This is a genomic window from Ilumatobacteraceae bacterium (genome assembly GCA_033344875.1).
Lineage (GTDB): Bacteria > Actinomycetota > Acidimicrobiia > Acidimicrobiales > Ilumatobacteraceae > Ilumatobacter.
The window spans coordinates 2,708,050-2,730,210 of sequence record JAWPMO010000001.1; the positions used below are offsets into that span (position 1 = coordinate 2,708,050).

Here is a 22,161-nt window from a genome sequence, read left to right on the forward strand (position 1 = left end):
CGATCGGCCGCTTCGCCTACCATCGGCGCATGCGCTACGGGGTTGCGATCGATCTGCACGCGACGAGGGCGACCGCCGACGAGGTCTCCTGGCCTCGAGTTCGCGAGCAGGCACTCGCAGCCGAGCAACTCGGATTCGATCTGGTCGTCCTGCCCGATCACCTGGCATACCGTGCCGGGGGCGAAGGCGACTACGTCCATGCCGACGTGGCGGTCGGGGTGCGCGAGAGCGTCACCGTGATCGCGGGTCTCGCCGCGTCGACCACCCGGATCGGGGTCGGCCATTCGGTGATCAACGCGCCCTACCGCACGCCGGCGATGCTGGCCCACATCGCGGCCACGCTCGCCGACATGTCCGACGGGCGCTACTCGCTCGGCATCGGGGTCGGGAACAGCTTCGACTACGACCAGGTCGGCGTCGGCGCCGACCACCGGGTCGCCCGCTTCGAGGAGGCGGTCGAGATCGTCTCGGGGATGTTGCGCAACGGCAGCGTCGACCTCGAAGGAGTTCACTGGAACGCCTCCCGAGCCGAGCTCCCGCTCGGCCCGGACGCCGATCGTCGTCCTCCCGTGGTGGTCGCCGCCGGCGGACCGCGCACGATGGCGATCGCCGCCCGATTCGGCGATGCCTGGAACGGGTGGTGCCCGACCGACCCGACGAGCACGGCCGCCGCGGACCTGCTCGGGCTGCTCGACCAGCAGTGCGCTGAAGCGGATCGGGACCCGTCGACGATCGGTCGCACCTTCGACCTCGGCGTCGACCCGCTCGACCTCCACGACGCCCGTGGTCGCTCGATCGAGATGCTCGGACGACTCGCCGAACTCGGGGCCGACGAGATCCGCTGCTACGCAGCCGCGGCACCATCCCACACCGCCCGACAAGAAGCGATCGCGGCGCTCCGCGAGATGATCCCCGAGAGCTGACGCGGCACCACGAGCCGCCCGGTCAGGACGTGGCCTGTGGCAGCGTCTACCCGGCGGCGCGTACCCAAGCTCGCAACGGCGAAGCGATCGTCAGCCGGGCACCGATCGAGATGCTCGGACGACTCGCCGAACTCGGGGCCGACGAGGTCCGCTGCTACGCAGCCGCGGCACCATCCCACACCGCCCGACAAGAAGCGACCGCGGCGCTCCGCGAGATGATCCCCGAGAGCTGACGCGGCACCACGAGCCGCCCGGGTCAGGTCGGCGAACCGATCGTCACCCGTTGCACCGAGCGACCGCAACCGATCGGCGAAACGCGCCCACTCGACCGCCCGGCGCTGTCGGGCGTCGATGACGACATCCAAGTCGAGGATCGACTCGAAGAACGCAGCGTCGCGCGTGGACGCAAGTGAAGCCGTGTTGAAATCCGTGTCGGAAGCCGTGTCGGAAGCCGTCAGGTTGCTCATGACTCCACCCTGACGATCGGCGTCGCCGCGGTCATGAAGAGCACCTGGAGATCCGAGGGCCCGTCGCCCTCCACGAGGTCTTCAGCCGACCTCCAAGACCGTCCGAGCAGGGCGGCGCCGACCGACGCTCAGGAGACCGGATCGAGGCGGACGATCGCACGGTCGAGGGGGAAGATCGTCCGGTCACGACGCAGATACAGCACCCCGTCGTCGACCACCGGCACGATCGGCGTTTCGTCTCGCCACATCGGCGCCAGATCGCAATCGTCCCGCTGCAGCCCCTCGAACTCGACCTCGATCGACGGCACGTCGGTCGACCGGTCCGGGTTCGGCTCCTCGACCGGTGACCACGAACCGTCGCACCCCTCGATCTGGAACAGGCCGCGTGGGCCGATGTCGATCTGTCGGTCACCGCTGCGCCACGTCCCGGCGAAGTCGTCGACGCTCGCCGCGTCACGCTCTCCCAGCGCGACGGCGCGGACCCGACCCGTGTCGGTGGTGATCTCCATCACGGTGCCGTCGACATCGACCTCGCCGCCGTCGGGCAGGTAGGTGCGCGTCCATCCCTCGTCACAGTCGATCTGCGTCTGGGTCTGCCAGTCGAGCGTGAGTTCGGCCGCGCGCTCGTCGTAGCTCCAACGACCGCTGGCCACGTTGCACCGAACCGGGCCACGAATCTCACCGTTCCCGTCGAGCACGAACGTCGACACCGTCCCGATGTCGTTCGTGGCAGGTTCGCCGTCGACGTGGGTGATCGTCCATTCACGTCCGCCGATGCTCGTCAGCAGGTCGTCGGGACGTCGGATCCACCAGAACGCGACGCCGATCGCGACCAGCAGCACCAGCACGGCGAAGGTCCGGATCGAGTTGCCCAGTGGCGCCCGCACCGGACGACCACGGGCATCGCGCTCACCATGCTCGGGCTGCAGGAGCGGGTCGGAAATCGGGCGGTCTGACGGCGGCCCCATTTCGTCCAGCTTGTCAGCGTTCGGGGGCCGGCATGCTTCGGCTCGGAGGATTCCGGTGTGACGTCCGACTCGTCGAGCGGAGCGTGCGACCTGGCTTCGACGGACCCCGCACCGATCGCGCGAGACTGCGACATGGACGTCACCGCTGCTCGACTCGCCGAATCGGTCGCCGAACTGGTCCGGATCCCGAGCGTCAACCCGCTCCACTCGGGCCCGGTGTCCGATGAGCACGGTTCCGGCGGCGAGCGCGCGATCGCCGAACACCTGGCCACACGATTCGACGAGGTCGGGGCGAGCGAGGTGGTCCTCGACGACGTCATCGACGGACGTCCGAACGTCTACGGGTGGTTCCCCGGCCGGACCGACCGTCTCGTCGTGCTCGACGTACACACCGACACGGTCACCGTCGAACACATGACCGATCCACCGTTTGACGGACGGATCGAAGCCGGCCGTGTCTGGGGCCGTGGCGCCCTCGACACCAAGGCGTCACTCGGCATCATCCTCACGCTCCTCGAGTCGTGGCAGCACCGTGGGCTCCGACCCGACCCGACGCTCCTCGTCGTCGGATCGGTCGCCGAGGAGACCGGCGGGATGCTCGGCGCGGTGCAGTTGCGGGCGTGGGCCGACGATCGCGAGCTCGAGGTCGACCAGCTGATCGTCGCCGAACCGACGCAGCTCGCTCCGATCCACGGGCACAAGGGCGGGGTGTCGTTGCGGATCACCGCGATCGGGGCATCGGCCCACAGCTCACTCCCCCACCTCGGGAGCAACGCGATCGAGGCGATGGCCCCGGTGATCGTGGCGATGCAGCGCGAGCACGAACGCCTGCAGACGCTCACTTCCGAGACCGAGGTCGGCAACGGCACCCTGTCGGTCACCATGATTTCCGGCGGCACCGGATCGAACGTGATCCCCGACGAGTGCACGATCGTGGTGGGACGCAGGATCGCCCCAGGCGAGGACGCCCACCGGGTGTACGACGACCTGGCTGCGCTGGCGGCCGACGCCTGTCCGCTCGAGGTGCGTGTCGAATCGGCGCTCGAGCCCGGGCCCGACGGTCGTCTGGGCCTCGACGCGTTCTACCAGCAGCCCGATGCACGCCTGGTCGCCGACCTCGCGACGTGGGCCGGCACCGCGCCGGCGGTCGCTCCGTTCGGCACCAACGCACTGCGGTACTCGGGCTTCGCACGCGAGACGGCGGTCTTCGGCCCCGGGCCGATCGACGAAGCCCACCAGGCGACCGAGTCGGTGGCGATCGACGATCTCGTGGCCTGCGCTCGGGTCCTGACGCGGTGGCTCGATCCGGCCTGACGTCCGGGCTTCGCCCGCTCAGAGTTCGCCGCGGGCCCGGAGCGCGTCGCGGTCGAGCACAGTGACGGCACCGTCGGTGGTCGACACCCAACCGAGGTCGCGCAGCTTGCGGAGCGCCTTGACCACCGCCTCGCGCGACAGACCGCACCACTGGGCGAGCTCGGTCTGCGTGATCGGCAGGTCGATGTGCACCGCGTCGGGGGCATCGGCGCTGCCGTAGCGTTCCGCGAGTTCGTCGAGGCGGGCGCAGACACGGCCGAGCGCGTCGGACGTGGTGAACTCGAGTTGACGCCGGTTCGACAACCGGAGTCGTCGCACCGTCACCGCCAACAGCGCCCCCATCGAGGCCGGGTGCTGCTGGAGGAAGGTCAGGAACCGGTCGACCGGGATTGAGGTCAGGTCGACGGCGGTGAGCGCCACGGCGGTCGCCGACCTGGAGGTGCCGTCGATCGCCGACAGCTCACCGAGCACTTCGCCGGCGCTCAACACGTCGAGCAGCGTCTCCTGACCGTTCAGCGCCGTGGTGACCAGCTTGATGTCGCCCGACTCGATGATCATGAGGTCGTACGGGGCATCGCCCTCCAGGAACAGGGTGGCGCCCGCCGGCAGGGAGCGTCGCGTGCCCAGCTCGCGCAGCTGCCCCAGATCGGTGGCGCTCAGCCAGCTCGGTTCGGCAAGATCGTCGATCCCCATCGGGGCCCATCATGAACCACGAACCGGCCCGATACCAATCACGGCGAGTGAGCGACGCACCGCGATCCGTCACGGAGCACCAAGGCGTCTGAGCACCAAGACATCGCTGAGTACCAATACCCAGCGCCGGGGGTTCCAGGACGCTGCACCCCGGCTGGTGGTCAGCGCATCATGGGTGCATGCCGTCCATCACGTCGACCGCCGCCCACATCGGGCAGCACCCTCATGGGAACCTGGGACCGACCGAATGCACGGCGCCAGTGTTCGGATCGCATCACACCGGCGGCGAGTCGTCGGAACGGCGGAAGTCCGCCGACTCGTGTGTGATGCCGTTCGGATACGTCAACGAGGCTCTCCACAGCGTCGACCACACGCTTCTTCGGCCTCTTCCACGGAGCTGATCGTGGGGCACCCTTCGGGAGAGGGGCCCCACGATCGCGACGGTCGACATCGTCGCCCCGAGATCCGACGCTCTAGGGTCCGGATCCATGTCGGAATTCTCAGGTCGCGTCATCCTCGTCACGGGTTCGTCCAGTGGAATCGGGGAGGCGGTGGCTCGCCGCTTCGCCGCCCTCGGTGCCACGATCGTGGTCAACTCGGCATCGTCGGTCGAGGCCGGCGAGCGGGTCGCCGCCGAGCTCGGCCACGATGCGACGTACCTGCAGGCCGACATCAGCGATCGGGAGCAGGCGCGTGCCCTCATCGACCGGGTGATCGAGCGGTACGGGCACCTCGACGTCCTCGTCAACAACGCCGGCTGGACCACTCGTGTCGACCATCGCGACCTCGACGCACTCACCGACGAGATCTTCGAGCGGACCTTCGACGTCAACGTGTACGGCACCTGGTGGCTGACCAAGGCGGCGATCCCCCACCTCCGCGAGGTCGACGACGGCAACGTCGTGACGATCACCTCGATCGCCGGCATTCGTCCCGTCGGTTCGTCGATGGCCTACTCGATGTCGAAAGCGGCGCTCAATCAGATGACGCGGCTGCTCGCGAAGTCGTACGGCCCGCTGCGCTTCAACGCGGTCGCCCCCGGCCTGGTGGCCACGCCCTGGACGAGCGACTGGGAGGACCAGCACCGGGCGATGGAAGCCCGCAACCCGGTGCCCCGGTCGGCGACCCCCGACGACTGCGCCGAGGCGGTGCTCGCGTTGGTGCGCAACCGGTACGCCAGTGGCGAGATCTTCGTCGTCGACGGCGGGGCCACGCAGCTCATCTGACCGCGGTCGCGGCGGCCACTCCGCCCGCGCGGCTCGCAGCGTCTAGAGTTCCGATCAACGCACAGAGGGGGCGCACGTGGCGAAGAAGTCGCATCATGAACATCTCAGAGAGGTTCCGCTGTTCGCGAGCCTCGACGCCAAAGAGCTCGACGCGGTCGGCCTGACCGCCACCGAGCTCGATTTTCCCGCCGGACGGGTGCTCATGCGCGAGGGCGAACGCGCCCACGAGATGTACGTCTTGATCGAGGGCACCGTCGAGGTGACCCAGGACGGTGCCCACGTCGCCGACGTGGGGTCCGGCGGCTTCGTCGGCGAGATGGCGCTGCTGGCCCACTCGAGCCGGAACTCGACCGTGACCGCCAAGAGCGACATCGTGGTCCTGCACATCGACGGGCGCGAGTTCACGACGCTGCTCACCCGCGTGCCCACGATCGCGGCCAAGATGCTGCCGATCGTCGCCGGCCGCGTGGTCGACAACTCCGACCATCACAGCCACTGACGGCCGCTCCGACGGCGGCACCGATCAGGCCGCGTCGGCGGTCTCCGTGACCCCGTCGGCGTGCCGGGCGAACCGCTCGCCCGACGTGCCGTGCACCGGGTCGTCGCGATCCCACGGCCAGCCGCCGAACTGCGTGCGCTGGTAGTCGTCGAACGCCTGCTGGATCTCGGCGCGGGTGTTCATCACGAACGGCCCGTACTGCGCGACCGGCTCGCCCAGCGGCTTGCCCTGCAACATGAGGATCTCGACTCGTCCCGCCGCCGACAGTTCGACCTCGGCGGTCGGGTCGACCACGACCCCGGTCGACCCGCCGACCTCCTCGCCCGCGATCGCGACCCCGTCGCCGTCGAACACGTAGAGGGTGCGTACCGTCTCGTCGGAGGCGGCGCTCGGCAAGGTCCAGGTCGTGCCGGGTTCCATCACGATGTGCCAGATCGACACGTCGGCATCGACGCGCGACGCCCACGACGCGGGCGGCGGGGCCGGCGGCTCGGACTCGCCGAGCGAACCGGCGATCACGGTCACCTCGACCCTGCGTCCCGCGTCGTCGGTGGCGACGTCGCGGGGGATGTCACGGTCCCAGAACATCGAGAAGTGGGCGTCGACCATCTTGTCGGCTGCCGGCAGGTTGATCCAGATCTGGAACAGCTCGGTCGTGTTGGGCCCGTCGCGGTCGAGCAGCGGGAACATCTCGCTGTGCACGATGCCGCTACCCGCGGTCATCCACTGCACGTCGCCGCGGCCGTAGCGCGCCGCGGCGCCGAGCGAGTCGGAGTGATCGACCAGGCCCTGACGCACGTACGTGACCGTCTCGAAACCACGGTGCGGATGAGCGGGGAACCCGGGGACCACCTGACCGTGGTACATCCTCCAGCCGTCGCGTGGCTCGAAGTCCTGACCGAGGGGCCGGTCGGCCAACGAGGCGGACGGTCCGAGTTCTGCGGTGGCGGCCGGGTAGCGGTCGAGGTGGTGGACGCAGAACAGGAACGGGTCGACGGTCTGCCACTGGAAGCCGAGCGGCACCGTCTGCAGAATCGGGGAGGCCATGGCCCCATGCTACACGGGTTTCCTTGCGTCCGCAAGCTTTGATGAGCGGGGAGACCTCCATTCCCCGTGGTCGGTCCGGATCGGCAACGATGGCCGGATGGACACACCGCTCGAAGGGCTCGTCGTCGCCGACTTCACGAGGGTGCTGTCCGGCCCCCACTGCACCCGCATGCTCAGCGACCTCGGCGCCACCGTCATCAAGGTCGAACCGCCGGCGGGCGACGTCACCCGCTTCACGGCACCCCGCCGCCACGGCATGCCCTCGTACTACGCGCAGCAGAACACCGGGAAGATGTCGGTCAGCATCGACCTGCGCCGACCGGAGGGCAGCGAACTCGCGATGCAGATCTGCGAGCGAGCCGACATCCTCGTCGAGAACTTCCGGCCCGACGTGATGGAGCGATTCGGTCTCGACTACACCGCAGTGGCGGCCCGGAACCCACGCATCGTGTACGCATCGATCACCGGCTACGGGGCCACCGGCCCGTGGAAGGATCGGCGCGCGTACGCCCCGGTCGTCCAGGCCGAGACGGGTCTCACCAAATCGCAGGGCGACCACGGGCGTGACGGGGTGTACCGCACCGATCGTCACAGCCACGCCGACGTCTACACCTCGGTCGAAGCCGCGGCCGCCGTGCTCGCCGCGCTCTACCAACGCGAGCGAACCGGTCGCGGCCAGTGGATCGACATCGCGATGGCGCAGGTGATGCTGTACGTGAACGAGCACGTCCACGACGCACTGTGGGACGACGACATCGACCCCAACTGGGTTCGGAGTTTCGGCAACGAGGACCAGCCGGTGGTGACCGTCGCGAACGGCGAGGCGGTCGCGATCTCCGGGAACCCGACGGCGAAGGGACTCTTCGAAGCGTTCCTCACCCTGATCGGCCGGACCGAATTGGCCGACGAACCACGGTTCGCGACCGTCGCCGGCCGACAGGAGCACATCGCCGAGATCTCCGGCCACATCGCCGACTACGCGGCGACCGTGCCCGACGCCGCCACGCTCGAGGCCGAGTGTTCGCGGTACAAGCTCGCCGCCGGCGTGATCCGTTCGGTGGCCGACGTCTGCGACTCCGACTGGGCCCGTGAACGCGACGTCGTCGCTTCGGTCGACGACCGTGGGGGTGGCCGAGTCCGGGTCCCGAACGCACCGTGGAAGTTCAGCGACGCACCGGCGGTCGGGGTGACCGGGGTGCCCCGGTACCGCGGCGAAGACAACGCCGCCGTGCTGCGCGAGTACCTCGGCATGTCCGACGAACACATCGCCGAACTCGCCGAGGCCGGCATCCTCTCCGATCACCTCCCCCGGTGACGACATGGCACTGACCTTCCCGGTCAAGCCGATGAAGGCCGGTCTCGGTCGGTTGCCGCCGAACGACGACGAGTGGGCGTACGAGATCAAGTACGACGGCTACCGCACGCTGGCGTTCGTCGACGACGGCCAGGTTCGCCTCCAGTCGACCAACCTGCACGACGTGACCGCCACCTACCCCGAGCTCACCGAACTCCCGACCGGGGTCCACGCCCACACCGCCATCCTCGACGCCGAGTTCGTCGTGCTCGGCGACGACGGCCGTCCGCGCTTCGAGTTGGTGCAACGCCACGAACGACCGGGAGCGCTGTACCTGTTCGACGTGCTCCGGATCGACGACCACGACACGATCGGGCTCCCCTACGAGGATCGGCGCCGGCTGCTCGAGCAACTGGTCGAGCCCGGCGACAGCTGGCTGGTGCCCGCCCATCGGGTCGGCGACGGCGAGGCCCTGCTGGCCGCCACCGACGAACAGGGTCTCGAGGGCGTGATGGCGAAGCGCCTCGGCTCGGTCTATGTGCCCGGCAAGCGGTCGCCCAACTGGCGCAAGATCAAGAACCGCCGACGAATCGAGGTCGTGATCGGTGGCTTCACGACCGGAGACGGCAATCGGTCATCGACCTTCGGCTCGCTGCTCGTCGGCCGGTGGCAGGACGACACCTTGGTGTTCGCCGGCGGCGTCGGCACCGGCTTCGACCAGCGGACCCTCGAGGCCCTGCACCGACGACTCACCGACCTGACCGTTGCCGAGTGCCCGTTCGACCCGGCACCACCCGCCGCGTACCGACGCCAGGCGATCTGGGTGGAGCCGCAGCTCACCGCGACGATCGAGATGGCAGAGTTCACCAACGACGGCCTGGTGCGACACGCGAGCTTCATCGAACTCGCCGACGGCACCTGACGCCGGGTGAGTCACAAGAACCCGAGACATCAGACGGAGACGGAGCACGACGATGAACGACGACCTGCAGCGACGTGCCGACCGGCTCGACCGTGACGACCCGCTGGCGCACTGGCGGAACGAATTCCACGTCCCGAACCCCGACCTCGCGTACCTCGACGGCAACTCGCTGGGGATGCCCCCTCGACGAACACTCGAGCGGGTCGACGCGGTGATGCGCGGCGACTGGGCGACCGATCTGATCCGCAGCTGGGAACACTGGGTCGAACTTCCCCAACGAGTCGGTGACCGACTCGCGCCGTTGATCGGCGCCCGGCCCGGTGAGGTCGTCGTCCACGACAGCACCACGGTGAACCTGTACCAGATCATCCGCGCCGCACTTCGGCTCCGGCCCGACCGCTCGGTGATCTGTGTGGATGCCGGCGACTTCCCGACCGACCGCTACGTGGTCGACGCGATCGCCGCCCACGACGGACTCACGGTCCGTTCCGGATTCGATCGACTCGACGACGTCGCCGTGGTCGTGCGGTCGATGATCGACTACCGATCGGCCGAGATCGTCGACCTCGCCGCCGAGACCGCCCGCGCTCACGAAGCCGGTGCGCTCGTGGTGTGGGATCTCTCCCACGCGGCCGGGCTGCACCCGGTCGGCCTCGGCGCCGCCGGTGCGCAGCTGGCCGTCGGGTGCACGTACAAGTTCCTCAACGGCGGACCCGGTGCCCCGGCGTTCACCTACGTCGCCCACGAGCTGATCGACCGGATCGACGAGCCGTTCCACGGCTGGTTCGCACGGGCCGACCAGTTCGAGATGGGTGCCACGTTCGAGCCGCGGCCCGACATCGGTCGGATGCTCGCCGGCACACCCGGCATCCTCGGGTTGGTCGCAGCCGAGGCCGGGATCGAGGTGACCGCAGAAGCGGGCATCGACGCGATCCGCGCCAAGTCCACCGAGCTGGGTCGCTTCGCGCTCGAGTGCTGCGACCGACTGGGGCTCGCCTCGGCGACGCCGCGCGACGACCTCCGCCGTGGTGGCCACGTGTGCGTCAACCATCCCGACGCGCAGCGCATCACCGACCGGTTGGCAGCCGACCACGAGGTGCTGGCCGACTTCCGCGAACCCGACGTGATCCGGCTCGGCTTGTCGCCGCTCACCACCCGGTTCGGCGACGTGGCCCGGGCCACAACCGCAATCGCTGCGCTGGCCTGACCTCCGCCCGAAAAAGACACGTGGGGGTGCTCCGCCCGAAGCACCCCCACGTACGGCCGATCACTTCGAGTGAACGAAACGACCGGTCGATCTTGTTGGTGTGTCCATCATGCCACCTGGGGACCCGTCGGGCGTGATATCACCCGCGCGACAGCTGTTTCAGACCGCTCGATAGTCGGCGTCGAGCCTCGGGGGTCCCATCCCCTCCACCTCGACCGAGCCGTTGGCGACCAGGCGCTCGAGATGCGCCCAGACACTCCTCCCGGCCGGCTTGTGCAGCTCCTCGCGCACGTCGGCGTACAGGAGCGCGACCATCTCGGGGATGGTCGACCGACCGGCCCGCACCGCCTCGAGCACGCCCCGCTCGCGGTCGAGTCGGTGCTCGATCAGCGCGTTCACGTAGCTGCGGGCGTCGTCGCGCGGCGGCCCGTGGGTCGGCCAGAGCACGGCGTCGTCGCGCCCGGCGACGCATCGGAGCGAGTCGAGGTACGCCGTCATGTCGCCGTCGGGCGGTGACACCACGGTCGTGCTCCACCCCATGATGTGATCGCCGGTGAAGAGCGCCCGCTCGGCGTCGAGCGTCCAGCACATGTGGTTGGACGTGTGGCCGGGGGTGTGGACCGCACGCATGCGGAGCCCACCCTCGTCGACCACCACATCACCGTCACCCGCCACGGTGTCGGGCTCGAAGTCGTAGTCGGTGGTCTCCTCGGTCTCGACGCCGTCGGTCGATCCGTCGGTGGTCTCGTCGTCGGTGGTCTCGTCGGCGGTGGTCTCGTCGGCGGTGGTCTCGATCGGCTCGGTGCCGGGTTCGGGACGCGGGTGCGGACCGAACGCGATCGTCGGCGCACCCGACTCCGCTCGCAGCCATGCGGCCAGCGGTGAATGGTCGGCGTGGCAGTGCGTGATCAGGATCGCCCGTACCCGCTCGCCGTCGAGCGCGGCCGCCAGTGCGTCGCGGTGCGAGTCGAGCAGCGGGCCCGGGTCGATGACGACGACGTCACCGTGACCGACGATGTACGTGCCGGTGCCCTGGTAGGTGAACTTCGACGGGTTCTCGGCGATCACCCGGCGGATCAGCGGGCTGACCTGTTCGACCGCGCCGTACGTGACGTCGTCGAGCGACCGGAACTCGGGGCCGGTCATCTCACACCCCCGAACGTCGGCCGGACCCGACCGACCGGCTCGCCGTGACCGAGGATCGGCGACCCGAGTGCGCCGGGGTCGACGTCGACGCCGGCCGTGCGGAGCGCGGCGGCGATGACCACCCCGGCGGCGCGACCGGCGCCGTCGGCGATCTTCACGGCGGCGGCACGCCCGTCGGGCAGCGCGGCCGCGAACACACCTTCGGCGCCGTCCTTGGCCATCAGGCCCGGTACCAGTCGCATGAGGCGGGTGGCGTCACGTCGTTCGCCGGCGACCAGTTCGGGGTGGCTGGTCATCGCCGACCACACCGCTCCCCGGCCGACCGCCAACGAGCGGAACGCCTGACACAGCCCGACCAGCGACACCGCGTGGGCGGGGGCACCGCACCCGTCGACGCCGATGTGCGCGACCGGACCGGCGAGTTCGACGATGCGAGCGGTGATCGCTCGCTGCAGCGGATGGTCGGGGTCGAGGTACCCGTCGACCGGCCAGTCGTTCTGGCAGCACGTGGCCACCATCGCCGCGTGTTTGCCCGAACAGTTCATCAGGATCGGCGAGGCGACGCCTCCGCCGGCCACCACGCCGTCGGCGGTCGGTCGGTCGAGCGGGAGGTCGGCGGTGTTCTGGAGTGCCGACGCGGTGAGGCCGGCGTCGGCGAGGGTGCTCGACGTGACCTCGACGTGGCGGGCGGTTCCGTCGTGGCTCGCACACGCGAGTGCCAACTGCTCGGGCGTCGGCGCCCAACCGAGCCCGATCATCGCGTCGGCCTGCATCGGCTTGTTCGACGAGCGTGGGTACACCGGAGCGTCGACGTCGCCGATCCGGGTGACGATCGTGCCCTCACGGTCGATCGCGACGACCACTCCCTGGTGCCGGCTCTCGTCGAACCCCGACCGATCGGTGATCGCGACCAGTTCGGTCTCACCCATCGCGGTGGGCCTCGTCGTCTGCGTCGTCGCCCTCGGGCGGGCTCGCATCGTCGGTCAGGGTCGCCAACCGATCGAGGCGGATGCCGAGTTCGACCAGTTCGTTGTCGACCACGGTGTGACGCTCCCCCCACTCGCCGATGATCGCCTGCAACATCGCCGCGGCAGGCAGCGCGAGGAGCGCGCCAGCGGCGCCGAGCAGCGAAAACCCGGCCAACGCGGCACCGAACGCGACCGCCGGGTGCAACTCCATCGTGCGGGCCGTGATGCGCGGCGCGAAGAAGTAGTTCTCGATCTGCTGGTAGACGATGATGAACCCGAGCACGATCGCCGCCTTGATCGGGTCGTCGAGGAAGGTGATCAGCACCGGCAACAGCCCGGCGATGTATGTGCCGACGACGGGGAGGAACTGGCTGACGAGCCCGACCCAGAGCGCGAGCGGGATCGGTGCCTGGATGCCGGCCGACTGGAAGACGATCCAGTGGAACAGCGCCGAGAGGAGCGCGAGCAGCGCCCGAGAGTAGAGGTAGCCGCCGGTCTTGTTGATCGCCAGCTCCCACGCCGAGAGCACCTGACGCTGCCGATCGGGACGCAGGCGACTGCAGATGGATCGTCGGAGCCGCGGGCCGTCCGCGACGAGGTAGTAGGTGAACAGCATGATCGACAGCGCGGCCAGCATCCCGCTGAGGGCCTGGATCGAGAGCTGGACCACGTTGTCCTGCTGGCTGTCGATGAACCGCTGGACCGGGCCGTCGTCGCGGTTGAACTCGTCGACCACCTCCTGTGGGTCGAGTTCGGTGCCGAACGTGTCGTTGATCGTGTCGACGGTGTCGCGGATGTAGGTCTCGGAGTTCTGCAGGAGGTCGGCGATCTGCGTGCCGACCAGCGTGCCGATCGCACCGACGAACACGCCGGCCGCGAACAGCACACCGAACAGGATGAGCGCGGTGGCGCTTCCCCGCCGCCAGCCACGTCGCCGGTGCAGCCGGTTGACGCCGGGCTCGATCGCGAGCGACAGGAACAGTGAGATCAGGAGCAGGAGTCCGAGGCCGGCGAGACGATCCCAGACCCGGCCGAGGATGGCGACGACGATGTAGCCGATCCAGAACAGGGCGATCGCACGCACGACCCAACCCGGTACCCGCTGGTGGGCACCGGGCCCTCGCAGGTCGACCGCACCGCGGGCGACCACGCCACCGGGGATCTCGGCGACGTCCTCGTCGTCATCGGAAGGATCGATGAGGAACGGTGAATCCGACGGCACGACAGGCGAGCGTAGTTCTCGCGTGTCACGATGCTGGGATGGCGACGCACGATGACCTGCGGGGGTGGATCGCCGAGCAGGTCCGCAGTCGGGTGGCCGGCCCGGACGCAGCCCAGCGTCACGCGGCCTTCGACGCGACGGCGACCGAGCGGTGGTTCGACGACGACGCCGTGATCCGTCGGGTGCACGCCGACAGCGCGATGTTCGTCGGCGGCCTTCGGGCGCTGCTCCTGCAGTCGCTCCATCCGTTGGCGATGGCGGGTGTTGCCGACCACAGCGACTACCGCGCCGACCCCTGGGGCAGACTCCAGCGCACCGCGTACTTCCTGGCGGCCACGACGTTCGGTTCGGCCCAGCAGTCGGAGCAGGCGGTCGCACGGGTCCGATCGGTGCACGAACACGTCGTCGGCGTCGCTCCCGACGGCCGGCCGTATCGCGCGGATGACCCGCACCTCCTGCGATGGGTGCACGTCGCCGAGGTCGACAGCTTCCTCGCCGCGTACCGCCGTTACGGCAGCGAGCCGCTCACCGACGCGGAGGCCGACGAGTACGTGGCGCAGATGGCCGTGATCGCACGCGGGCTCGGGGTGCCGGCGCCGCCCGAGTCGGTGCGCTCGCTCGCCGACCAGCTCCGTTCGTTCCGGAGCGAGCTGCACGGGACCCGGCAGGCCCGCGACGTCGCCCGCTACCTGCTGTGGCAGCCGCCGATGTCGTTGGCCGCTCGCGCGCCGTACGGGCTCCTGGCGGCGAGCGCGGTCGGCCTGCTCCCGCGCTGGGCACGTCGACCGCTCGGTCTTCCCTGGTTGCCGCTCGCCGAGGCGGTCGTGGTCCGACCCGCCGGCGACGCCGTCACCCGGACGCTTCGATGGGCGTTGCAGGCACCGCCCGTCGGAGTTGATCACTGAGGTCGCCGCGCCGCGCGACCTCGATCCGTTCGAGGCCGAGCCATCCGGCCATCAGTGCCAGTTCGGCCGCGACCTCGTCGGCCACGTGAGCGGCCGCGACGCCCGGTTCGGACCACGCGCTCTGCACCAGCAGCGTCCGGTTCGCCCGATCGGCCTTGAGGTCGACCCGCCCCACGAGCGCATCGCCGAGCAGGACCGGCAGGACGTAGTAGCCGAACTGGCGTTTCGCCGCCGGGACGTAGATCTCGATCCGGTAGTGGAAGCCGAAGAGCCGCTCGGCGCGATCGCGGTACCAGACGACCGGGTCGAACGGGCTGAGGAGGGCGCGTGCGTCGATCCGTCGCGGGAGCTTCGCGTCGGGGTGCAGGTACGCGACTCGGTTCCACCCCTCGACGTCGACGTCGATCAGCCGCCCCTCCTCGACCAACTCGGCGAGCAGCGGGCGGGTGTGCGCGAGCCGGTGATAGTCGGCCAGGTCACCGGCGGTGCCGACGCCGTGGTACTTCGCCGCGAGCACGAGCATCTCCTTCTTGGCGTCGGCCTCGTTCGGCGCCGGCGCGTTCAGGATCTCGGCGGGGATCACCCGCTCGGCGACGTCGTACAGCCGGGCGAAGTCGTTCGGGCGCCGGGTGCACGCGACCTCGCCGGTACGGAACAGGTACTCGAGGGCGAGCTTGCCCTCGTCCCAGTCCCACCACGCCTCCTTCGGGCGCTCGCGGGTCTGGAGGTCGCCGGCCACGATCGGGCCGTCGGCGCGGACCCGCTCGCGGACCGCTTCGACGAAGTCGGCACGCTCGGCGGCGAACTTGCGGAACCCCTTCCACCTCGGGTGACGTTCCATCGCCCAGCGATGAAGGGGGTACTGCGCGATCGGCACGTGGCTCGCCTCGTGGACCCAGTACTCGAACAGCTCACCGGCCGCGGTGGCGTCGTCGATCAGCGTGCGCGGGTGAGGTCCGAGCCGGGCGAAGAGTGGGAGCTCCTGGCTGCGGACCAGCACGTTGACCGAGTCGATCTGGATGAGGCCGATGTGGTCGAGCACCTTGCGGAGGTGGCGTCGGTCGACACGACCGGTGGGCCGCTGGTGGCCGAACCCCTGCGCCCCGAGCGCGATCCGGCGCGCCTGCGCGTTCGACAACCGTCTCCGACCACCCATCCGCACAGCCTCGCACGCCGGTGTGACACCCCGCAGAACCCGACCCCACACGCAGACCGAGCCCGGCCCGGCCACCGTGTCGCGAACCTGCGCACCCGAGCCCCGAAACCGCGACACACCTCACCGCACCCGCTCGGCCTGGCCCGGCCCGGCCACCATGTCGCGAGCCTGCGCACCCGAGCCCCGAAACCGCGACACGGTTGGAGGCGCGGACATCCAGCGCGCCGTGTCGCGATCCTGAACCCGACACCCCCAAGTCCGCGACAAAGCCGTGCGAACCGCCGCCGCACCGGTCAGTCTGTCGCGCCTTTGGGCGCCGGAGCCCCAAGACCGCGACACGGTTGGAGGCGCGGACATCCAGCGCGCCGTGTCGCGATCCTGAACCCGACACCCCCAAGTCCGCGACACAGCCGTGCGAACCGCCGCCGCACCGGTCACTGTGTCGCGTCCTTGGGCGCCCGAGCCCCAAGACCGCGACACGCACCGACCGCTGCTGTGGTCGGCGAGGCGCAACGCAGCGATCGGGCCATCCGGCCCAGCACGAGTGGGCAAGACAGAAGCCACCAACCGACCCGCGTCGGACGAACCAAGAATCAGCTTGCTGATTCGGGATCGGATGGTTCGAGCGCAAGGCGCGATGAGCCCGAGTTGCCTCATGGCAACGAGCGGCGAGGCGCAACGCAGCGATCGGGCCATCCGGCCCAGCACGAGTGGGCAAGACAGAAGCCACCAACCGACCCGCGTCGGACGAACCAAGAATCAGCTTGCTGATTCGGGATCGGATGGTTCGAGCACAAGGCGCGATGAGCCCGAGTTGCCTCATGGCAACGAGCGGCGAAGCGCAACGCAGCGATCGGGCCATCCGGCCCGAATCAGGGATCAGTCGTCGTGTTGGGTGATGGTGACGGAGTTGATCACCACGTCGGTCTTCGGACGGTCGCCGCCGCCGGTCGGCACGTTCTGCATGGCGTCGAGCACATCGAGCCCCTTGACGATCTTGCCGAACAGCGAATACTGCGGCGGCAGGCCGGCACCGTTGGGGCCGGAGATCAGGAAGAACTGGCTGCCGTTGGTGTTCGGGCCGGCGTTGGCCATCGCGACCGAGCCGATCTCGTACTGACCCGGCTTGGGCAGTTCGTCCTCGAAGCGGTAGCCGGGGCCGCCGCGACCGGTACCGGTCGGGTCGCCACCCTGGCACACGAAGCCGTTGATGATCCGGTGGATGATCACGTCGTCGTAGTAGTGGTTGAGCGCCAGGAACACGAAGTTGTTGACCGTCTTCGGGGCCTTGATCGGGTCGAGTGCGATCACCATGTCGCCCATCGACGTACTCATCACGGCGGTGTAGCGCTTGGCGGGGTCGATCCCCATCTCGGGCGGTTCGGAGAACTGCTGCTGCTTGGGCGCGGATCCGTCGAAGGGCGGGAAAGCTGAAGCCATGCGAGCCACCCTACCGAGGTACGCCCGACTCACCCGCCGAACCGGGTCGACTCAGGGGTTGGTCGCGGTCACCGCCCACGCGCGTGCGGTCAGCCGCTCCGTTCGTCCGTGCAGGGTCACCGCCAACGCCCCGCGCAGCCGCTCGCAAGCCTCCGGTTCGAGACCGGCGAGATAGCCGGGCGCCGGGCCGGCCCCGAGCGTGAACGGGTGCCAGAAGGCGTCGAAGTCGACGAAGGGTGTCGCGATCTCGATCGGGCGCACGGTGACGTCGGCGAACCCGGCAGCGATCACGTCGCCGGCGAGCCCGGTGTCGGTGCAGAACGGGAAGCGAGCGGCCTCGTCGAGCGCGCCCGCAGCCGGGTCGAGGACCGACGCATGCCTCCAGAACTCGTCGATGAACCCCACCCCGCCACCCGGGTAGTCCCACACGTAGAACGCCAGCGTGCCGCCGGGTCGACAGACACGCCGGAACTCGGCGAGCGCCGCCGGTCGATCGGGCACGAAGTTGTACGCCAGCGCGGAGGCCACGACGTCGACCGAATCGGGGCCGAGCGGCAGGGCATCGGCGGTACCGACCTCGAACCGCGCCGCGGTCACGGTCGCGGCCGCTGCAGCGACGAAATCGGCCGACGGGTCGACGCCCGTCACCGCGAGCGGCGAGCAGGCGGCGGCGATCCGCGCAGCCAGGGCACCGGTTCCGCAGCCGACGTCGACCCATTCGAGGTCGGGCGCCGGTGCCAGTTCGTCGAGGAACCGGGCGGCGACGGCTCGGCTCCAGCGGCCCATGTACTCGTCGTAGCTGTGGCCCAGGCTCCAGGTGTCGTGGTCGCTGGACTTCGCCATCCCTGCTCCGATCGGTCGAGCCACCGTATCCCGTTCGTGCGGAGCGCCCGGACGGTGCCGGCCGGGGCGCCGAACGGCGCGGTCCGCCGAGCGACGTGCCGATCGATCGGTGCGGTCGTTCGGTGCCGGTCGCTCGACAGAGCGGGCGGCGGTCAGTCGGTGACGGTCAGTCGGTGACGGTCAGTCGGTCACGGTGACGGCCGGGTAGAACGCGACGTGGTCCTCGATGTTGCTCGCTGCGTCCATCGGCGCCGGGTAGTACCAGGCGGCGTTCGTGCTGCGCTCACCGTCGACGACGACGTCGTAGTAGGCGGCGTCACCCTTCCACGGGCAGTGGGTGGAGTGATCGGTCGGTTCGAGCACTCCGTCGACCACGGACGACGGCGGGAAGTAGTGGTTGCCCTCGACCATCACGGTGTCGTCGGAGCGGGCGATGACGGTGCCATTGAAGGTTGCGGTTGCCATACGGGGAACAACCCCGACACCGCAGCCCTTGTTCCGCCATCGCCCGTCGCCGGCGACGGACGACGGGCGATGGGCAACGGGCGATGCGGGTCAGGCCGTCGCCATCTTGGTGGCGATGTGGTCGATCACCGTCGAATGCTCGGTCTGATGACTGAACATCGCGAGTTCGGCGTCGGCTTCCACCCGCACGCTGTGACCGGGCGGCCAGTAGAAGAGATCGCCCGCCGAACAGCGCTCGTCGGTGCCGTCGCGATAGGTCACGACCACCTCGCCGGCGACCATGTAGCCCCAGTGCGGAGAGTGGCAGCTGTCGTGCTCGAGACCTTCGAGCAGTGGCGCCAGGTCGGCACCCGCACCCATGGTGAAGTACTCGGCGGCGAGTTCGGCGTTGGCCGTTCCGAACTGGCCCTGGTGCTGTGCCTTGGCGCCTGGCGCATCGATCCTGGTCGGGATCTCGTGCTGGGACATGTGCATGGTGTGCTCCGTGGTGGTTGGTGTTGGTTGGTGGTGGTTGGTGTTGGTTGGTGTTGGTTGGTGTTGGTTGGTGTTGGTTGGTGTTGGTTGGTGTTGGTTGGTGTTGGTTGGTGGCTGGTGGTTGGTGTTGGTTGCTGGTGCGTGCCGGTGGGCCCGCGGCTCGGATCGTCCCGACGTCGAATCGCTCGCGGTGACGAGGTCGGTCAGACCGAGCGACCGCTGAACGCAACCAGGCGTTCGAGCGGCGTGGCCGAGACGGGCGCCTCGGTCGTCTGCTTGAACGTGTCGCCGTCGCGCATCTCGTCGGTCAGGGCGCCACGGGCGAACTCGTCGACCGCATCGACGACTGCCGGCGGCAACTCGTACGTGAGCCCGGTGCCCCTGGCGAGGTCCCATCCGTGTGCGGTGCCGTCGAACGCGACGAAGCGGGCGAACGACCCGCCGGGCATCTCACCCATCGGTGTGGCGATCGTGCGGTCCATCGCGCCGGGCGACCGCACCGATTCGAGGAGATCGCCCATCGCCGCACCGAACTCGGCGGCGGGAACCCGGCCGTACACGGGCGGCGCCGAGATCTCGGGTGCTTCCTCGCCCCGGAACCAGTACGCGAACGTGCCGCCGAGCACCATCATGTGATCGAGCACGTCATGGACGGTGAACTTGTCGCAGGGCGTCGGGTTGGCGAGCTGGGACGGGTCGATGTGATCGACGAGTTCGGTCAGTGTCGGGATGATGTGTTCGAGCTGTTCGATGGGTTGCATGCGTGTGCCTTTCGTACGACCGTTGCCGGCGGGTGGCGCCCCGAGAACCGGTGCGCTGACGAGAAGGCGTGACAATCGGTGTCACAATGCGACATGAGTGACATCTCGGCGGCGCGTGAGGCGGTCGACCGAGGTGCGTGGCGCGACGCGCTCGATCTGCTCGACTCGGCCGGCGACCGGTCCGGTGACGCACCAGGCCTGGAGGTCCGGGCCATGGCCCACTACGGCGACGGCGACTTCGAGGCGTCGATCTCCGCGTGGGAGGAGCTGCACGAACTGCTGCTCGAACGAGGGGATCGGCCCGAGGCGGCGCGAGCCGCCGCGATGATCGCCATGTTCGTCATGATGGACACCGGCTTGATGGCAGCGGTGCGGGCGTGGGTGCGGCGCGCCGAGCGGGCGCTCACCGGTCTCGGCGAGGCGCCGGCGCACGCCATCATCAGCGTCGTCCTCGCCTACGAACGCTTCATGTGCGGCGACATGACGGCCGCCCGGTCACACGCTGCACGGGCGATCGAGCTGGGCACCAGGCTGGAGATGCCGTCGATGGTGCTGATCGGCCGGGTCTGCTCGGCGCGGGTCACCATCCTCGAAGGTGAGGTCGGCGACGGGCTCGACCAGCTCGACGAGATCGCGATCGATCTGCTGTCCGGTGCGGTCGACCCGCTGACGACGGGGATCATGTACTGCGAGCTGATCTGCGCGGCCCAAGGGCTGGCGTTGCACGACCGCGCCGCCGAGTGGACGGAGGTCATGCACCTCTGGCGGCACGGCGGGGGGATCGGCGCGATCGGCGGCCGGTGTCGGGTCCACCGGGCCGAGATCCTCCGGATGTCCGGGCCGTGCGACGCGGCCGAAGCCGAGGCGCTCGGTGCCTGTGACGAGCTTCGACCGTGGATGCGTCGCGAGTTCGGGTGGCCGTTGGTCGAGCTCGGCAACATCCGTCTTCGGCGCGGCGACCTGGTCGGTGCCGAAGAGGCGTTCCTGGGCGCACACGAACATGCGTGGTCGCCGCACCCCGGGCTCGCCCTGGTGCGGCTGGCCCAGGGCGAGGTCGAGACCGCGACGAAGATGATCGCCGATGCGATCGAGCACCCGTTCGACATCCCGTCGAAGGAGCGTCCTCCGTTCGGCGATCTCCGACTGGCCCCGCTCCTCGATGCTCAGGCCGAGATCGCGACCGCGGCCGGCGACGCCGAGTCGACACGTCGGGCGGCCGATGCGTTGCGGGCGATCGCGGCGTCGTATCCGAGTCGGTCGTTGGCCGCCTCGGCCGTGCTCGCCGACGCCAGGGCGAAGATGCTCGAAGGCGACCTCGACGGCGCCGTTCACGACGCGACGTCGGCGATCGCGGCCTGGGCTGACGTCGGCGCTCCGTTCGAGGGAGCCCAGGCGCGCATGGTGCTCGCCGAGGCACGCGAGCGATCGGACCACCTCGACGGGGCGCGGCTCGAGTGGCAGGCCGCGGCGACGGCGTTCGAGGCATTCGGAGCGGCCCGGTGGGCCGAGCAGGCCACGAGCCGGTTGGCGGGTGCGTCCGGCCATCCGTCGACGCGGCGTTCGACCGCCACGCCCGTCGCTGTCTTCCGCTGCGACGGCAACATCCGTCAGGTCTGCTTCGGTGATCTGACGATTCACATGCGCGACCTCCAGGGGTTTCGCTACATCGAGCGGATGCTGGCGGATCCGGGTCGCGAGTTCCACGTGCTCGACCTCGTCGCCGTCGAACACGGCTCGATCCGCACGGATCGGTCGGGACGGCCTGCAGGTGCCGGCGATCGCGAGGCGACGCCGGGGACGGCGGGCTCGGGGCTCCCGGCGATCGACGACGCAGCCCGCGCCGCCTACCGACGCCGCCTCCTCGACGTCGACGACGACATCGAGGAGGCCACGCGGCTCAACGATCTCGGTCGACTCGAGCTGGCGCAGCGGGACCGCGAGTATCTCATCGCCGAGCTCTCCCGGGCGGTGGGGCTCGCCGGCCGACGGCGAGTGCTCGGCAGCGACGCCGAGCGTGCACGCACCGCAGCGACCCGGTCGATCCGGTATGCGCTGAAGCGCCTGGCCGAACACCATCCCGCGGTGGCGGCGCATCTCGAACAGAGCGTGCAGACCGGGACGTACTGCGTGCACACCCCCGATCCCCTGGCACCGATCACCTGGCAACTCGAGTAGCGCTCGACGCCATCTCCCGGTCGCCGGCGACGGGCCCTGGCCTCGC

The 22,161-nt window shown here is 69.6% G+C and carries 22 protein-coding genes; 10 read left to right on the plus strand and 12 right to left on the minus strand.

Features of this window, described 5'->3' with window-relative positions; translation table 11 throughout:
• Positions 1 to 29: 29 nt before the first annotated feature.
• Both R8G01_12805 and R8G01_12810 read left to right on the plus strand, forming a co-directional pair.
• Positions 30 to 923, plus strand: coding sequence for an LLM class flavin-dependent oxidoreductase (locus R8G01_12805; protein ID MDW3214874.1), 894 nt, complete (start codon positions 30 to 32; stop codon positions 921 to 923).
• Positions 924 to 952: 29 nt separating this feature from the next.
• Positions 953 to 1,156, plus strand: a complete 204-nt coding sequence (locus R8G01_12810; GenBank protein MDW3214875.1) for a hypothetical protein — start codon at positions 953 to 955, stop codon at positions 1,154 to 1,156.
• A gap of 362 nt (positions 1,157 to 1,518) precedes the next feature.
• Here the strand turns inward: R8G01_12810 and R8G01_12815 are convergent, their stop codons facing one another.
• Entirely contained in the window at positions 1,519 to 2,277 is a 759-nt protein-coding gene (locus R8G01_12815; protein MDW3214876.1) for a hypothetical protein, read from the minus strand.
• A gap of 213 nt (positions 2,278 to 2,490) precedes the next feature.
• On the opposite strand from R8G01_12815, the gene R8G01_12820 reads away from it, so the two are divergent.
• Positions 2,491 to 3,672 (plus strand): M20/M25/M40 family metallo-hydrolase, encoded by a 1,182-nt coding sequence (locus R8G01_12820; GenBank protein MDW3214877.1) that lies wholly within the window; start codon positions 2,491 to 2,493, stop codon positions 3,670 to 3,672.
• An 18-nt stretch (positions 3,673 to 3,690) separates the two neighbouring features.
• Here R8G01_12820 and R8G01_12825 read toward each other — a convergent pair whose 3' ends face one another.
• Entirely contained in the window at positions 3,691 to 4,365 is a 675-nt protein-coding gene (locus R8G01_12825; GenBank protein ID MDW3214878.1) for a Crp/Fnr family transcriptional regulator, read from the minus strand.
• 488 nt (positions 4,366 to 4,853) lie between these two features.
• On the opposite strand from R8G01_12825, the gene R8G01_12830 reads away from it, so the two are divergent.
• Complete coding sequence (locus R8G01_12830) at positions 4,854 to 5,591, plus strand: SDR family oxidoreductase (GenBank protein ID MDW3214879.1); 738 nt, start codon at positions 4,854 to 4,856, stop codon at positions 5,589 to 5,591.
• 76 nt (positions 5,592 to 5,667) lie between these two features.
• Positions 5,668 to 6,090: a cyclic nucleotide-binding domain-containing protein gene (locus R8G01_12835; protein MDW3214880.1), complete on the plus strand. Its 423-nt coding sequence runs from the start codon at positions 5,668 to 5,670 to the stop codon at positions 6,088 to 6,090.
• Between the two features lie 24 nt (positions 6,091 to 6,114).
• Here the strand turns inward: R8G01_12835 and R8G01_12840 are convergent, their stop codons facing one another.
• On the minus strand, positions 6,115 to 7,137 hold the full coding sequence (locus tag R8G01_12840; protein ID MDW3214881.1) for a pirin family protein: 1,023 nt from the start codon (positions 7,135 to 7,137) through the stop codon (positions 6,115 to 6,117).
• A 97-nt stretch (positions 7,138 to 7,234) separates the two neighbouring features.
• On the opposite strand from R8G01_12840, the gene R8G01_12845 reads away from it, so the two are divergent.
• The 3 genes from R8G01_12845 to R8G01_12855 are packed head-to-tail and all read left to right on the plus strand — an operon-like array spanning position 7,235 to position 10,560.
• Positions 7,235 to 8,452: a CoA transferase gene (locus R8G01_12845; GenBank protein ID MDW3214882.1), complete on the plus strand. Its 1,218-nt coding sequence runs from the start codon at positions 7,235 to 7,237 to the stop codon at positions 8,450 to 8,452.
• A gap of 4 nt (positions 8,453 to 8,456) precedes the next feature.
• Positions 8,457 to 9,353 (plus strand): non-homologous end-joining DNA ligase, encoded by an 897-nt coding sequence (gene ligD / locus R8G01_12850; protein MDW3214883.1) that lies wholly within the window; start codon positions 8,457 to 8,459, stop codon positions 9,351 to 9,353.
• A 52-nt stretch (positions 9,354 to 9,405) separates the two neighbouring features.
• Entirely contained in the window at positions 9,406 to 10,560 is a 1,155-nt protein-coding gene (locus tag R8G01_12855) for an aminotransferase class V-fold PLP-dependent enzyme (GenBank protein MDW3214884.1), read from the plus strand.
• A 159-nt stretch (positions 10,561 to 10,719) separates the two neighbouring features.
• On the opposite strand, the gene R8G01_12860 is transcribed toward R8G01_12855, so the two are convergent.
• Genes R8G01_12860 through R8G01_12870 form a run of 3 tightly spaced genes read right to left on the minus strand, consistent with a single transcriptional unit; the run spans position 10,720 to position 13,896 of the window.
• Complete coding sequence (locus R8G01_12860; GenBank protein ID MDW3214885.1) at positions 10,720 to 11,706, minus strand: MBL fold metallo-hydrolase; 987 nt, start codon at positions 11,704 to 11,706, stop codon at positions 10,720 to 10,722.
• Positions 11,703 to 12,635, minus strand: a complete 933-nt coding sequence (locus R8G01_12865) for an asparaginase (GenBank protein ID MDW3214886.1) — start codon at positions 12,633 to 12,635, stop codon at positions 11,703 to 11,705. The genes R8G01_12860 and R8G01_12865 overlap by 4 nt, the downstream gene beginning before the upstream one ends.
• On the minus strand, positions 12,628 to 13,896 hold the full coding sequence (locus R8G01_12870; GenBank protein MDW3214887.1) for an AI-2E family transporter: 1,269 nt from the start codon (positions 13,894 to 13,896) through the stop codon (positions 12,628 to 12,630). Before R8G01_12870 ends, R8G01_12865 begins: the two co-directional genes overlap by 8 nt.
• A gap of 38 nt (positions 13,897 to 13,934) precedes the next feature.
• Between R8G01_12870 and R8G01_12875 the strand changes: the two genes are divergently transcribed.
• Positions 13,935 to 14,801 carry an oxygenase MpaB family protein gene (locus tag R8G01_12875; GenBank protein ID MDW3214888.1) on the plus strand — a complete coding sequence of 289 codons (867 nt, stop codon included), beginning with the start codon at positions 13,935 to 13,937 and terminating at the stop codon, positions 14,799 to 14,801.
• On the opposite strand, the gene R8G01_12880 is transcribed toward R8G01_12875, so the two are convergent.
• The 6 genes from R8G01_12880 to R8G01_12905 form a co-directional block, all read right to left on the minus strand.
• A complete protein-coding gene (locus R8G01_12880) occupies positions 14,746 to 15,957 on the minus strand; it encodes a crosslink repair DNA glycosylase YcaQ family protein (GenBank protein MDW3214889.1) in 1,212 nt (403 codons plus the stop codon). The two genes, R8G01_12875 and R8G01_12880, sit on opposite strands and share 56 nt — an antisense overlap.
• 879 nt (positions 15,958 to 16,836) lie before the next feature.
• Positions 16,837 to 17,397, minus strand: coding sequence for a peptidylprolyl isomerase (locus R8G01_12885; GenBank protein MDW3214890.1), 561 nt, complete (start codon positions 17,395 to 17,397; stop codon positions 16,837 to 16,839).
• 51 nt (positions 17,398 to 17,448) lie between these two features.
• Positions 17,449 to 18,240: a class I SAM-dependent methyltransferase gene (locus R8G01_12890; GenBank protein MDW3214891.1), complete on the minus strand. Its 792-nt coding sequence runs from the start codon at positions 18,238 to 18,240 to the stop codon at positions 17,449 to 17,451.
• 180 nt (positions 18,241 to 18,420) lie between these two features.
• Entirely contained in the window at positions 18,421 to 18,705 is a 285-nt protein-coding gene (locus tag R8G01_12895; protein ID MDW3214892.1) for a DUF427 domain-containing protein, read from the minus strand.
• Between the two features lie 90 nt (positions 18,706 to 18,795).
• Entirely contained in the window at positions 18,796 to 19,179 is a 384-nt protein-coding gene (locus R8G01_12900) for a cupin domain-containing protein (GenBank protein ID MDW3214893.1), read from the minus strand.
• A gap of 203 nt (positions 19,180 to 19,382) precedes the next feature.
• Positions 19,383 to 19,940 (minus strand): TIGR03086 family metal-binding protein, encoded by a 558-nt coding sequence (locus tag R8G01_12905; GenBank protein ID MDW3214894.1) that lies wholly within the window; start codon positions 19,938 to 19,940, stop codon positions 19,383 to 19,385.
• Between the two features lie 93 nt (positions 19,941 to 20,033).
• On the opposite strand from R8G01_12905, the gene R8G01_12910 reads away from it, so the two are divergent.
• Positions 20,034 to 22,115: a hypothetical protein gene (locus R8G01_12910; protein ID MDW3214895.1), complete on the plus strand. Its 2,082-nt coding sequence runs from the start codon at positions 20,034 to 20,036 to the stop codon at positions 22,113 to 22,115.
• Positions 22,116 to 22,161: the final 46 nt, after the last annotated feature.

Coding starts and splice junctions, on each gene's coding strand:
- R8G01_12805 (MDW3214874.1), top strand. CDS start 30: ATGCGCTACGGGGTTGCGATCGATCTGCACGCGACGAGGGCGACCGCC.
- R8G01_12820 (MDW3214877.1), top strand. CDS start 2,491: ATGGACGTCACCGCTGCTCGACTCGCCGAATCGGTCGCCGAACTGGTC.
- R8G01_12825 (MDW3214878.1), bottom strand. CDS start 4,365: ATGGGGATCGACGATCTTGCCGAACCGAGCTGGCTGAGCGCCACCGAT.
- R8G01_12830 (MDW3214879.1), top strand. CDS start 4,854: ATGTCGGAATTCTCAGGTCGCGTCATCCTCGTCACGGGTTCGTCCAGT.
- R8G01_12840 (MDW3214881.1), bottom strand. CDS start 7,137: ATGGCCTCCCCGATTCTGCAGACGGTGCCGCTCGGCTTCCAGTGGCAG.
- R8G01_12845 (MDW3214882.1), top strand. CDS start 7,235: ATGGACACACCGCTCGAAGGGCTCGTCGTCGCCGACTTCACGAGGGTG.
- ligD (MDW3214883.1), top strand. CDS start 8,457: ATGGCACTGACCTTCCCGGTCAAGCCGATGAAGGCCGGTCTCGGTCGG.
- R8G01_12855 (MDW3214884.1), top strand. CDS start 9,406: ATGAACGACGACCTGCAGCGACGTGCCGACCGGCTCGACCGTGACGAC.
- R8G01_12860 (MDW3214885.1), bottom strand. CDS start 11,706: ATGACCGGCCCCGAGTTCCGGTCGCTCGACGACGTCACGTACGGCGCG.
- R8G01_12865 (MDW3214886.1), bottom strand. CDS start 12,635: ATGGGTGAGACCGAACTGGTCGCGATCACCGATCGGTCGGGGTTCGAC.
- R8G01_12875 (MDW3214888.1), top strand. CDS start 13,935: ATGGCGACGCACGATGACCTGCGGGGGTGGATCGCCGAGCAGGTCCGC.
- R8G01_12880 (MDW3214889.1), bottom strand. CDS start 15,957: ATGGGTGGTCGGAGACGGTTGTCGAACGCGCAGGCGCGCCGGATCGCG.
- R8G01_12885 (MDW3214890.1), bottom strand. CDS start 17,397: ATGGCTTCAGCTTTCCCGCCCTTCGACGGATCCGCGCCCAAGCAGCAG.
- R8G01_12890 (MDW3214891.1), bottom strand. CDS start 18,240: ATGGCGAAGTCCAGCGACCACGACACCTGGAGCCTGGGCCACAGCTAC.
- R8G01_12895 (MDW3214892.1), bottom strand. CDS start 18,705: ATGGCAACCGCAACCTTCAATGGCACCGTCATCGCCCGCTCCGACGAC.
- R8G01_12900 (MDW3214893.1), bottom strand. CDS start 19,179: ATGCACATGTCCCAGCACGAGATCCCGACCAGGATCGATGCGCCAGGC.
- R8G01_12905 (MDW3214894.1), bottom strand. CDS start 19,940: ATGCAACCCATCGAACAGCTCGAACACATCATCCCGACACTGACCGAA.
- R8G01_12910 (MDW3214895.1), top strand. CDS start 20,034: ATGAGTGACATCTCGGCGGCGCGTGAGGCGGTCGACCGAGGTGCGTGG.